This is a genomic window from Mycolicibacterium sp. XJ2546 (genome assembly GCF_053483195.1).
Window position 1 is genome coordinate 355098 of record NZ_JBEFRW010000003.1, and the last position, 12183, is coordinate 367280.

At 67.5% G+C, this 12183-nt stretch carries 12 protein-coding genes; 10 read left to right on the plus strand and 2 right to left on the minus strand.

Annotated features, from left to right (window positions below):
- Positions 1 to 54 precede the first annotated feature (54 nt).
- Together ABQE44_RS08100 and ABQE44_RS08105 are read left to right on the plus strand one after the other, a co-directional pair.
- Positions 55 to 1191: a sulfotransferase family protein gene (locus ABQE44_RS08100; protein WP_448390968.1), complete on the plus strand. Its 1137-nt coding sequence runs from the start codon at positions 55 to 57 to the stop codon at positions 1189 to 1191.
- Entirely contained in the window at positions 1188 to 2255 is a 1068-nt protein-coding gene (locus ABQE44_RS08105; protein WP_448429069.1) for a DUF7064 domain-containing protein, read from the plus strand. Before ABQE44_RS08100 ends, ABQE44_RS08105 begins: the two co-directional genes overlap by 4 nt.
- Here the strand turns inward: ABQE44_RS08105 and ABQE44_RS08110 are convergent.
- A complete protein-coding gene (locus tag ABQE44_RS08110; protein ID WP_448429071.1) occupies positions 2252 to 2824 on the minus strand; it encodes a DUF3558 domain-containing protein in 573 nt (190 codons plus the stop codon). The genes ABQE44_RS08105 and ABQE44_RS08110 overlap by 4 nt on opposite strands.
- A gap of 164 nt (positions 2825 to 2988) precedes the next feature.
- Here ABQE44_RS08110 and ABQE44_RS08115 point away from each other — a divergent pair, with 164 nt between their 5' ends.
- Genes ABQE44_RS08115 through ABQE44_RS08130 form a run of 4 tightly spaced genes read left to right on the plus strand, consistent with a single transcriptional unit; the run spans position 2989 to position 5953 of the window.
- Complete coding sequence (locus ABQE44_RS08115) at positions 2989 to 3939, plus strand: ACP phosphodiesterase PptH (protein ID WP_448390972.1); 951 nt, start codon at positions 2989 to 2991, stop codon at positions 3937 to 3939.
- A gap of 2 nt (positions 3940 to 3941) precedes the next feature.
- The gene (gene pptT / locus ABQE44_RS08120) at positions 3942 to 4616 is read left to right on the plus strand and encodes a 4'-phosphopantetheinyl transferase PptT (RefSeq protein ID WP_448390973.1); all 675 of its coding nucleotides are present in this window, start codon (positions 3942 to 3944) and stop codon (positions 4614 to 4616) included.
- A complete protein-coding gene (gene truB, locus ABQE44_RS08125) occupies positions 4613 to 5497 on the plus strand; it encodes a tRNA pseudouridine(55) synthase TruB (RefSeq protein WP_448390975.1) in 885 nt (294 codons plus the stop codon). The genes pptT and truB overlap by 4 nt, the downstream gene beginning before the upstream one ends.
- A 48-nt stretch (positions 5498 to 5545) precedes the next feature.
- Complete coding sequence (locus ABQE44_RS08130) at positions 5546 to 5953, plus strand: DUF6632 domain-containing protein (RefSeq protein ID WP_448390976.1); 408 nt, start codon at positions 5546 to 5548, stop codon at positions 5951 to 5953.
- On the opposite strand, the gene mntR is transcribed toward ABQE44_RS08130, so the two are convergent.
- The gene (mntR, locus tag ABQE44_RS08135; RefSeq protein ID WP_448390978.1) at positions 5950 to 6654 is read right to left on the minus strand and encodes a manganese-binding transcriptional regulator MntR; all 705 of its coding nucleotides are present in this window, start codon (positions 6652 to 6654) and stop codon (positions 5950 to 5952) included. The genes ABQE44_RS08130 and mntR overlap by 4 nt on opposite strands.
- Positions 6655 to 6734: 80 nt before the next feature.
- Between mntR and ABQE44_RS08140 the strand changes: the two genes are divergently transcribed.
- The 4 genes from ABQE44_RS08140 (at position 6735) to ABQE44_RS08155 (ending at position 12034) form a co-directional block, all read left to right on the plus strand.
- Complete coding sequence (locus tag ABQE44_RS08140) at positions 6735 to 7715, plus strand: bifunctional riboflavin kinase/FAD synthetase (protein ID WP_448390979.1); 981 nt, start codon at positions 6735 to 6737, stop codon at positions 7713 to 7715.
- 125 nt (positions 7716 to 7840) lie between these two features.
- A complete protein-coding gene (gene rpsO / locus ABQE44_RS08145; RefSeq protein WP_448429073.1) occupies positions 7841 to 8110 on the plus strand; it encodes a 30S ribosomal protein S15 in 270 nt (89 codons plus the stop codon).
- Positions 8111 to 8409: 299 nt separating this feature from the next.
- Positions 8410 to 10680: a polyribonucleotide nucleotidyltransferase gene (locus ABQE44_RS08150; protein ID WP_448390981.1), complete on the plus strand. Its 2271-nt coding sequence runs from the start codon at positions 8410 to 8412 to the stop codon at positions 10678 to 10680.
- 76 nt (positions 10681 to 10756) lie between these two features.
- Positions 10757 to 12034: a M16 family metallopeptidase gene (locus tag ABQE44_RS08155; RefSeq protein ID WP_448391374.1), complete on the plus strand. Its 1278-nt coding sequence runs from the start codon at positions 10757 to 10759 to the stop codon at positions 12032 to 12034.
- Positions 12035 to 12183 lie beyond the last annotated feature (149 nt).

Genomic DNA, 12183 nt, shown 5'->3' on the forward strand with positions numbered 1-12183 from the left:
AGCCGCCCGAAACGCGTGCGGGTAACCCACGTTCGCGCGGAGTGGAGGTGCACCGTGGCGTCAGCGCAGGAGTTGATGGCCGCAGCCGTTAGTCGGACCGGGTGCGAGGACTTCGGTGACGACGCCTTCCGCGACGGGCTGGAGGTGCTGACCCGGGCGCTGGAGAACGAGGCCCGGCTCAACGCCCGCGGTGAAGGCTTCCTCTACCAGCGCATCGAGTTGCACCTATGTCAGCGCCTGCAGGTCGAGGACTGGTACCGCCGCCATCCCGAGATCGGCGACGAGCAAATCGTCGCGCCGCTGTTCGGGCTCGGGTTGCCGCGCACGGGCTCGACCGCGCTGTCGTTCCTGCTCGCCCAGGACCCGCGCGTGCGCTACCTGCGCAGCTGGGAGTCGGCCCAGCCGTGCCCGCCGCCTGCGACCGTCCGGGGCGACGATCCGCGCATCCCGCCCGATGAACGCACGCTGATCGCCGGGAGCCGCCATCACGTGCCCAACGACATCCGCGGCCCGATGGAATGCCTGGAGTTGATGGCGCTCGACTTTAAATCCCAGATCTTTCAGGCCTATGCCCAGATCCCGTCGTATTCCGAATGGCTGGTCGACCAAGCCGATTTCACGTCGACCTACCGCTATCAGCAACGGGTGCTCAAGCTGCTGCAGTGGGGTGAGCAGGCCCGGCGGTGGCGGCTGAAATCGCCCGCGCACGTGCTCTCGCTGCAGTACCTGGACCGGGTGTTTCCCGACGCCCGCTTCGTGATGACCCATCGCGACCCGGCCGACGTGTTGCTGTCGGTCGCTGACGTCTACGCCGATATCGTCGGCGGGTTCACCGACCACCTCGACACCCGTTACCTCGGCCGGCTCAACGTCGCCCAGTGGTCGACCGGGATGGAGCGGGTGATGGCCTTTCGCGGCGGCGGTGCCGAGAATCGCTTCTACGACATCGACTTTCGCTCGATGGTGACCGACCCCGTCGGCGAAGTGACCCGGCTCTACGCGTGGCTCGGCGAACCGGTCACCGAGGAGTTCACCGCCCGGATGCAGGCGTGGTGGGCCGAGAACGCCGAGCAACGCGAGCCGCACCCCAAAGCAGACCCACAGGCATTTGGCTTGAACGCCAACGCGATTCGGCCGTTGTTTGCCGACTACGTCAACACCTACATACCCACAGGGGGACAGCGCCCATGACCAGTGCCCTGACCGGCGGCCTCGACGGTGCCCGCGAGTTTGTCTTCGCCGCCCGGCCCGAAAACCCCGAGATGCGGGATTCGGCGAGCTTCTGGGTGTTCGACGACCGCGGCGAGGTCGGGTTGCCCCGCATCGGCATCGAGGCGGTGGCGTCGAGTTGGGAGGCGCACAGCATCCAGGTGAACGTCGCGTTCGCCGACGGCCGGGTCTACCGGTTGCGCGACGACGCCCCGAGCAGGCCGGTCGAGGGCGCGGACGGGCATCCGAGCGTGCTGGGTGCCGGGCCGCTGGCCTTCGAATGCGTGGCGCCGTTCGACGTGTGGACCATGACGTTCGACGGGCGGGCCGTGCAAACGTCGTCGGCCGACCTGGCCGCCGGGCGCAAGGACGGCCCGCTCGTGGACCTGCGATTCGAAGTCAAGGCGAAAATGGCTGTGCCACCGTGGGTTCAGGGCGCCATGCAACCCGCGGCCGATGAGCAGCTGAAGACCACGGTGGTCGGTGACCTGATGGGTGGGCCGCGCTACGAGCAGCTGTTCCGCGCCACCGGTTCCGTTGCCGCGGGCGGACAGCGCCACGCCTTCTCCGGCAGCGGGCTACGGATCAGGCGCCAAGGCGTGCGACGGCTGGAGGGATTCTGGGGACACTGCTGGCAGTCCGCACTGTTTCCCAGCGGGCGGGCGTTCGGCTACATCGCCTATCCGCCGCGACCCGACGGCCAACCCAATTACAACGAGGGCTACCTCTATCTCGGCGATGGAGGGCTGATTCCGGCCCGCGTGGTCCAGGCACCCTGGCTGCGCCGGCTGCGCGCCCGCGGCGACGACGTCTCCGTCGTGCTGGAGACCCTGCGCGGCACCGTGCGCATCGAAGGCGAGACCGTGCTGTCCACCCACGACATCACTGACCCAGGCGATATCCCCGCTGAGCAACTCGCCAAGCTGGCCGACTGGAGTTTTCCGGCCCTGCAGCAGGCGGGCGTGCGTTACCGCTGGGACGGCGAGGAGACGATCGGCATGCTGGAGCGCTCGAGCCCCACCGACCAGCTCGAGGAGACGCGTTAGAACACGTAGTGCGGTACCAGCTCGTGGGCGCGCTGCAGGTTGGTCTGCATGCAGTCGGGGTCGGGTTCGGAGTAGATCGGTGAATAGAACAGCGACTGCTGAAGGACGCCGTAGCTGGTGTCGAACGCCACCATGCAGGTGATCCACCAGCGGTTGTTCCAGTCGGTCGGCTTCATGATCCAAAACTGCGCGGCGCGGTGACCGTTGATGTCGAGCTGCGCGGCGTCGGGCGGCAGCGTCTCCTCGTAGGTGCGCCAGACGATCGCCTCGACGGCCATCTGGTAGTTACCGGCGTCGTATCTGCAGCGCAGCTGGTCTTCGGGGACCGGCGGGGTGAACGCCAGCCCGAGGCTCTCGATCACGCCGAGCGGGATCTCCTGGCACGGATCGAACGGCGACGGATCGACCGTTTCGATCACCGGCCACTTGATGGTGGTCGTGACGTTCGTCATCGGCAGGTCGGCGGCACGCACCTGGACCGGCTGGCCGGACGGGTTGGTCTGCCACACCACGATCACCGCCGCGACCAGCGCACACGCCGCTGCGACGAGGCGCAGTTTGGCGACCATCAGACCTCCTGCTGTCGTGGCGGGCATGCCGCCGCGGGTTGTCCGACCCTGCGGGGGAGTGTAGCGGTGCCGCCTGCACCCCGGACGGATAAATAAGAACATGTTCTAGTTGCCGGGTGAGCGGGGGCCCGCCGACCACAACCGCGCAAGTAGGCTGGTCGGCTGTGACCCGAGATGGCCGACGACCCACCTTGTGGGCGATCAGCGACCTTCACACCGGTCACACAGGCAACAAACCGGTGACCGAGGCGCTGCACCCAGCGACCCCTGACGACTGGCTGATCGTCGCAGGGGACGTCGCTGAACGCACCGACGAGATCTACTGGGCGCTGGATCTGCTGCGCAAACGGTTCGCCAAGGTGATCTGGATTCCGGGCAACCACGAGCTGTGGACCACCAACCGCGACCCGATGCAGATCTTCGGCAAGGCCCGCTACGACTACCTCGTCAACATGTGCGACGAGATGGGCGTCATCACCCCCGAGCACCCCTATCCGGTGTGGACCGAGGAGGGCGGGCCGGCGACCATCGTGCCGATGTTTTTGCTGTACGACTACACGTTCCTGCCGGCGGGGGCGGCCACCAAGGCCGAAGGCCTGGCGATCGCGCGGGAGCGCAATGTCGTCGGCACTGACGAATTCCTGTTGTCCTCGGAGCCCTACGCCACCCGCGACGCGTGGTGCCGCGAGCGGCTGGCCTACACCCGCAAGCGGCTCGAGGACCTCGACTGGATGATGCCGACCGTGCAGGTGAACCACTTCCCGATGGTCCGCGAACCGTGCGAGGCGATGTTCTATCCGGAGTTCTCGCTGTGGTGCGGTACGACGGCCACCGCGGACTGGCACACCCGCTACAACGCCGTCTGCTCGGTGTACGGGCACCTGCACATCCCGCGCACCACTTGGTATGACGGCGTGCGGTTCGAGGAGGTGTCGGTCGGCTATCCGCGGGAGTGGCGCCGGCGCAAGCCGTACCGCTGGCTGCGCCAGGTCCTGCCCGACCCCGCCTATCCGCCCGGTTACCTCAACGAGTTCGGCGGCCACTTCGAGATCACGCAGGAGATGCGCGACAACGCCGCCAAGGTGCAGCAGCGCATCCGGCAGAGGCGGTCGTGAGGATGGCCGCCAACCTGCTGTCCGGTGTTCTTCCGGCGGCCGTCGGCGAGCTTGCTGCCGCCGAAACCTACGACGATCCGGCCGACCTCGCGCCGCTGCCCGAAGAGGAGCCGTTGATCGCGCGTTCGGTGGCCAAGCGGCGCAACGAGTTCGTCACCGTGCGCCACTGCGCGCGCGAGGCGCTGCGCCAGATCGGCGTGCCGCCCGCACCGATTCTGAAGGGGGACAAGGGTGAACCGCGCTGGCCCGACGGCGTCGTGGGCAGCCTGACTCATTGCGAGGGGTTCCGCGGCGCGGCCGTCGGCAGAATGGGTGCGGTGCGGTCGGTCGGTATCGACGCCGAACCGCACGGTGTGCTGCCCGACGGTGTGCTCGACGCGATCAGCCTGCCCGCGGAGCGAACCGAACTGCGCGAGCTTCAGAGTGGTCTGCACTGGGACCGAATCCTGTTCTGCGCCAAGGAAGCGACCTACAAGGCGTGGTATCCGCTGACCCGGCGCTGGCTGGGGTTCGAGGACGCCCACATCGTGTTCGACGTCGACGAGACCGGCAGCGCAGGCCGGTTCGTGTCCCGCATCTTGATCGACCCGGCCGCGCTGAGCGGGCCACCGCTGGAGACGTTGTCGGGGCGCTGGTCGGTGCGTAACGGTCTGGCTCTGACCGCCATCGTCTTATGACCGAGGCGGGTCTTGTCATCGTCGACAAGCCGGCGGGTTTCACCAGCCACGACGTGGTCGGTCGGTGCCGGCGCATCTTCGGCACCCGAAAGGTCGGCCACGCCGGCACCCTCGACCCGATGGCGACCGGTGTGCTGGTGGTCGGCGTCGAGCGCGCCACCAAGATCCTCGGGCTGTTGACCGCGACCGACAAGTCGTATGCCGCCACGATCCGGCTGGGCCAGACCACCTCCACCGAAGACGCCGAAGGGGAGGTGCTGCAGACGGTTTCGACAGCCGAGGTGGCCGACGCCCAGATCGAGGCGGCGGTGGCCGCGCTGCACGGCGAGATCGATCAGGTGCCGTCGGCGGTCAGTGCGATCAAGGTCGGCGGACAGCGGGCCTACAAGCTCGCCCGTGAGGGGCAGCCCGTCGAGTTGGCGCCGCGGCGGGTGCGCATCGACCGGTTCGACGTGCTCGCGGTGCGTCGTCACTCCGATGGCCCGCTCGACGTGGACGTCGAGGTGGACTGCTCCAGCGGCACCTACATCCGCGCGCTCGCCCGTGACGTCGGCGCCGCGCTGGGCGTCGGCGGGCACCTCACCGCGCTGCACCGCACCCGCGTCGGCGCGTTCGGGCTGGACGAGGCGCGCACCCTCGATGCCCTGGCCGACCAACCGCGCCTGTCGTATTCACTCGACGCCGCCTGCCTGCTGTCGTTTCCGCGTCGGGATCTGACGGCCGAGGAGGCCGAGTCCGCCAGCCACGGCCGCGCGCTGGCCCCCGCCGGGATCCCGGGCGTCTACGCGGCCACCGCCACCGACGGGCGCGTCATCGCGTTGTTGCTGGACGAGCCGAAACGCACGAAATCCGTCGTGGTGTTGCGTCCAGCCACCCTGTAGCCCCTGTTCGGCGCATACTGAGAGCCCCGTTCAGATGGGAGCCACGACATGTCCCCGTACAAAGCTCTCCAGATCGTTCTCGCCGTGTTCGGCATCGTCGCCATCTGCCTGTATCCGCTGGCCGCGCTGTGGCCCTCGGGGTGGGCCTGGCATTCGGGGCCGCCGCATCACTCCGACTACTTCATGATGATCGTCGGCCTGTACGTCACGCTCGGGGTTTTTCTGTTGATCGCCGCGCGTAACCCCAGGGACCATCTCAGCCTGATCTGGTTCGCCGTGTGGTCCAGCGTCGTGCACGCGGTGATCATGGCAGTGCAGTCGTTTACCAGCGAGCACCAGATGGGCCATCTGGTCGGCGACGTGCCCGCCCTATTGGTGGCGGCGATCGCGGTGGCGGTGCTGGTGCGGGCTTCCGGCGTCACCCGGTCCGAGCCCGCAGCCGTGAGTCCCGGCTAGCCGATCACCCAGATCGCTTCCGCGGCTGGGCTGCCCAACTCCACCGTGGCGCCCGGTTCGTTCTCGGCGGCGTCGGCGGACTTGACCGCCACCGAGATCATGCCCGCGAAGTCACGGCGGGCCAGCACCTGCAACCGCGAGTCCAGCGCGATGCCCACGCTGTCGAAGTACCGCAGCATCTCGGGGTCGGCGTCGGAGATTCGCGCGATCGTGCCGGTGTCACCGTCGCTGCACTCCGACAGTTGCCGCGCGTCCGGTGTAGGGACCCGACCGTCGGGGGCAGGGATCGGATCGCCGTGCGGATCGCGGGTGGGATAGCCGAGCTTGGCGTCGATGCGGTCGAGCATTCGGTCCGAGACCGCATGCTCGAGCACCTCGGCCTCGTCGTGCACCTCGTCCCAGCTGTAGCCGAGTTCGCGCACCAGGAACGTCTCCATCAGCCGGTGCCTGCGCACCATCGCCAACGCGGCGGCCCGGCCGGAGTCGGTCAACGTCACCCCGCCGTACTTCTCGTGGTTGACCAGCCCCTGATCGGCGAGCTTGCGGATGGACTCCGAGGCCGTGCTGGCCGACACCCCAATCCGCTCGGCCAACACCTTGGTGCTGACCTTTTCCAGCGACCACTCCTGGACGGTCCAGATGACTTTCAGATAGTCCTGGGCCACCGTCGTCAGGTCCTGCGCATCGCCGGCAACGCTCACAGCTCAAAGTTTAGGCAATCGTCACCTAAACCGGGGATCTCGCGGAGCCGGGCCGCGCGCCGCGCCGTAGGCTAGCCACTGTGCAGCGCTGGCGCGGACAGGAGGAGATCCCCACCGATTGGGGCCGATGCGTTATCACGATCGGTGTTTTCGACGGTGTGCATCGCGGTCACCAAGAGCTGATCAGCCGGGCGGTGAAGGCCGGCCACGCCCGTGGCGTGCCGACGGTGGTGATGACGTTCGATCCCCATCCGATGGAGGTCGTATTCCCCGGCAGCCATCCCGCCCAGCTGACCACGCTGACCCGGCGCGCCGAACTGGTCGAGGAGCTCGGCGTCGACGTGTTCCTGGTGATGCCGTTCACCGCCGACTTCATGAAGCTGACCCCGGAGCGCTACATCCACGAACTGCTCGTCGAACGCCTGCATGTCGTGGAGGTCGTGGTGGGGGAGAACTTCACATTCGGCAAGAAGGCCGCGGGCAACGTCGAGCTGCTGCGCAAGGCCGGCGAGCGGTTCGGCTTTTCCGTCGAGAACATGTCGCTGGTCTCCGAGGTGACCGAACACTCCCACGATGAGGCCGTCACGTACTCGTCGACCTACATCCGGTCCTGCGTGGACGCCGGTGACGTGGTGGCCGCCGCCGAGGCGCTCGGCAGGCCGCACCGCGTCGAGGGCGTGGTGGTCCGGGGCGACGGCCGCGGCAAGGTGCTCGGTTTTCCGACGGCCAACGTCGCGCCGCCGATGTATGCGGCGATCCCCGCCGACGGGGTGTACGCGGCGTGGTTCACCGTCCTGGGTTACGGCCCGATCGCCGGCTCGGTCATTCCGGGGGAGCGCTACCAGGCCGCGGTGTCGGTGGGCACCAACCCCACGTTCTCCGGACGCACCCGCACCGTGGAGGCGTTCGTCCTCGACACCGAGGCCGATCTGTACGGCCAGCACGTCGCGCTGGACTTCGTCGCGCGCATCCGCGGGCAGGAGAAGTTCGCCGACGTCGACGACCTCATCGAGGCGATGGGCGCCGACACCGAGCGGGCACGGTCGATCCTGGGCCGGTGAACCACGGCGGATTTCGTGGCAGAACCCGCCCGCTGCTAAACTCCACAGCCGGCCCGGATGTGCTGCAGTTCGCGGTGGCCACCCGGAAGAAATTTGTCGCGGACCGATGGAATTGGAGTTACTTCGTGGCGCTCACCGCCGAAGAGAAGAAAGAAATCCTGGCCTCCTACGGCTTGCATGAGGCTGATACCGGCTCGCCGGAGGCCCAGGTCGCGCTGCTGACCAAGCGGATCATCGACCTGACCGAGCACCTCAAGGTGCACAAGCACGACCACCACTCCCGCCGTGGGCTGCTGCTGCTGGTCGGCCGCAGGCGCCGGCTGCTCAAGTACGTCGCACAGGTCGACGTGGAGCGCTACCGCTCGTTGATCGAACGTCTGGGCCTGCGGCGCTGACGTCGTCTGCAGTGGGGTCGGCCCCGTACCTGCTGCAATGTACGATGGATGAGTTCACCAGCCATTCCGGCTCGAACGTCCGGGTGCGGTTTTCGCAGTTCCGCAAGAACCGCTCCCGCGCGTCATATCGGGAACCCGCCTAGATCGGGCGGTCTTCGGTAGTGGCTGCCGGGTTTCCCGTTTCGGGACCGAACCGGCAGCTTCGATCGATGGCCGTAGCCGCATCCAGGCCGGTGGTTCCTACGCTGTGACGACGCGAAACAGCAGAAGACGAATCCAGAGAGGCCATACGGACGCATATGTCTGTAGTTGAAATCGAAGACGGCGTATTCGAATCCACCGCCGTGATCGACAACGGGAGCTTCGGCACCCGCACCATCCGTTTTGAAACCGGCCGGCTGGCCCAGCAGGCCGCCGGCTCCGCCGTCGCCTACCTCGACGACGAGACCATGCTGCTGTCGGCGACCAGCGCCAGCAAGAACCCGAAGGACCACTTCGACTTCTTCCCGCTGACCGTCGACGTCGAAGAGCGCATGTATGCCGCCGGCCGCATCCCCGGCTCGTTCTTCCGCCGCGAGGGCCGTCCGTCCACCGACGCGATCCTGACCTGCCGGCTGATCGACCGTCCGCTGCGGCCGTCGTTCGTCGACGGTCTGCGCAACGAGATCCAGGTCGTCGTCACGGTGATGTCGCTGGATCCCAACCAGCTCTACGACGTCGTGGCGATCAACGCCGCATCGATCTCCACCCAGCTGGCCGGGCTGCCGTTCTCCGGCCCCATCGGCGCTGTGCGGGTGGCGCTGATAGACGGCACCTGGGTGGCGTTCCCGTCCGTCGAGCAGCTCGAGCGTGCGGTGTTCGACATGGTCGTCGCCGGCCGTGTCGTCGCCGGTAGCGACGGGCAGGACGACGAGGTCGCGATCATGATGGTCGAGGCCGAAGCCACCGACAACGTCATAGAACTCGTCGAGGGGGGAGCGCAGGCGCCGACGGAAACCGTTGTCGCCGAAGGGCTCGAGGCTGCCAAACCGTTCATCAGTACGCTGGTGCGCGCTCAGCAGGAGCTGGCCGAACGCGCCGCCAAGCCGGTCGCTGAATACCCGGTGTTCCCCGAGTACGAGGACGACGTCTACTACGCCGTCGCCTCGGTGGCCAACGACGCGCTCGCCGAAGCGCTGACCATCGCCGGTAAGCAGGAGCGCAACGACCGCACCGACGAGATCAAGGTCGAGGTGCTCGACCGGCTGGCCGAACAGTACGCCGGCCGCGAGAAGGAGATCGGCGCGGCGTTCCGGTCGCTGACCAAGAAGCTTGTGCGCCAACGCATCCTGACCGATCATTTCCGCATCGACGGCCGCGGCATTTCCGATATCCGCGCGTTGAGCGCCGAGGTGGCCGTGGTGCCCCGCGCGCACGGCAGCGCGCTGTTCGAGCGCGGTGAGACGCAGATCCTCGGCATCACCACGCTGGACATGATGAAGATGGCCCAGCAGATCGACTCGCTGGGACCTGAAACTTCCAAGCGCTACATGCACCACTACAACTTCCCGCCGTACTCGACCGGTGAGACCGGCCGGGTCGGCTCGCCCAAGCGCCGCGAGATCGGCCACGGCGCGCTGGCCGAGCGGGCGCTGATGCCGGTGCTGCCCAGCATCGAGGAGTTCCCGTACTCGATCCGCCAGGTCTCAGAGGCGTTGAGCTCCAACGGCTCCACGTCGATGGGCTCGGTGTGCGCGTCGACGCTGGCGCTGCTCAACGCCGGTGTGCCGCTGAAGGCGCCGGTCGCCGGCATCGCGATGGGCCTGGTGTCTGACGACATTGAAGTGGACGGCAAAGTCGAACGCCGCTTCGTCGCGCTGACCGACATCCTCGGCGCCGAGGACGCATTCGGCGACATGGACTTCAAGGTGGCTGGCACCAAGGAGTTCGTCACCGCGCTGCAGCTCGACACCAAGCTCGACGGCATCCCGTCGCAGGTGCTCGCCGGAGCGCTGGCGCAGGCCAAGGACGCGCGGCTGACCATCCTCGAGGTGATGAACGAGGCGATCGACGGGCCCGATGAGATGAGCCCGTACGCGCCGCGGATCACCACGATCAAGGTGCCGGTGGACAAGATCGGCGAGGTGATCGGGCCCAAGGGCAAGGTCATCAACCAGATCACCGAGGACACCGGTGCGCAGATCTCCATCGAGGACGACGGCACCGTGTTCGTCGGGGCCACCGACGGCCCGTCGGCGCAGGCCGCGATCGACAAGATCAACGCGATCGCCAACCCGCAGCTGCCCAAGATCAACGAGCGTTTCCTCGGAACCGTCGTCAAGACAACCGATTTCGGCGCATTCGTATCGTTGCTGCCGGGCCGTGACGGGTTGGTGCACATCTCCAAGCTCGGTCGCGGCAAGCGCATCGGCAAGGTCGAAGACGTCGTCAAGGTCGGCGACAAGCTGCGCGTGGAGATCGCCGACATCGACAACCGCGGCAAGATCTCGCTGGTCCTCGTCGACGACGACGCACCGGCTGATTCCGACTCGGAGACCGCGTCGGCAGATGCCGCCACAGGCAGCAGCTAGGGCGTTGCGCCGCGCCGGAGATGACGCGCAGTCATCGGCCCGGGACCTCACGACATCGTCGCCCGCCCGCCCCCCGATGGTGCGGCGCACGCTGTTGCCGGGCGGCTTGCGGGTGGTCACCGAGTACCTCCCGTCGGTGCATTCGGCATCGGTCGGGGTGTGGGTCGACGTCGGCTCCCGAGACGAGGGACCGACCGTCGCCGGCGCCGCGCACTTCCTGGAGCACCTGCTGTTCAAGTCGACGCCGACGCGCACGGCGGTGGACATCGCCCAGGCCATGGACGCCGTCGGGGGAGAGCTGAACGCGTTCACCGCCCGCGAGCACACCTGCTACTACGCGCACGTGCTCAACACCGACCTGGAGTTGGCCGTGGACCTGGTCGCCGATGTGGTGCTGCGCGGCCGCTGCGCGCACGACGACGTCGAGGTCGAACGCGATGTGGTGCTCGAGGAGATCGCGATGCGCGATGACGACCCCGAAGACACGCTCGGCGACGTATTCCTGGCGGCGATGTTCGGTGCGCATCCGGTCGGCCGCCCGGTCATCGGCAGCGTGGATTCCGTCGCGGCGATGACCCGCGGGCAGCTGCACTCATTCCACGTGCGCCGCTACACCCCGCAACGCATGGTGGTCGCGGTCGCCGGAAACGTCGACCACGACGATGTCGTCGCGCTGGTACGGGAGTACTTCGGGCCGCGGCTGATCTCCGGGCGAAAACCGACACCGCCGCGCAAGGGCACCGGCCGGGTGGGCGGGCAGCCGAGCCTGCAAGTGGTCAACCGCGACTCCGAGCAGACTCATCTGTCGCTGGGCGTGCGGACACCGGGACGTCACTGGGAGCATCGCTGGGCGCTGGCGGTGCTCAACAACGCGCTCGGCGGCGGCCTCAGTTCGCGGCTGTTCCAAGAGATCCGGGAGGCCCGCGGGCTGGCGTACTCGGTGTACTCGACCGTCGACACCTTCTCCGACAGCGGTGCGCTGTCCATCTACACCGCATGCTCACCCGAGCGCTTCGACGACGTGGTCACGGTGACCACCGACGTGCTGGCGAGCGTGGCGCGCGACGGCCTCACCGAAGCGGAGTGCCGCATCTCGAAGGGCTCGCTGCGGGGCGGACTGGTGCTGGGGCTGGAGGACTCGGGTTCGCGGATGAACCGTATCGGCCGCAGCGAGTTGAACTTCGGCGAACACCGCACCATCGAGCACACCCTCGCCAAGATCGAAGCCGTGTCCCTCGATGAGGTGAACGCGGTGGCGCGCCGCTTGCTGACCAGGCCCTACGGTGGCGCCGTGCTGGGCCCGCAACATTCGAAAAGCTCGCTACCGCAGCCGCTTCGGGCGATAGCAGGCTGACGCAACCGACTCGCCTGTTCCCGACGTCGCGCTGGAAGTGAATCTGGTATAGCCGTGTCACTTCCTGCGAAGCTGCGCTCCGCAAATTATCCACTATTTAGTGGATAATTGACGCATATTGCTGACTAAGTGAATTACCGCTAGTCTCT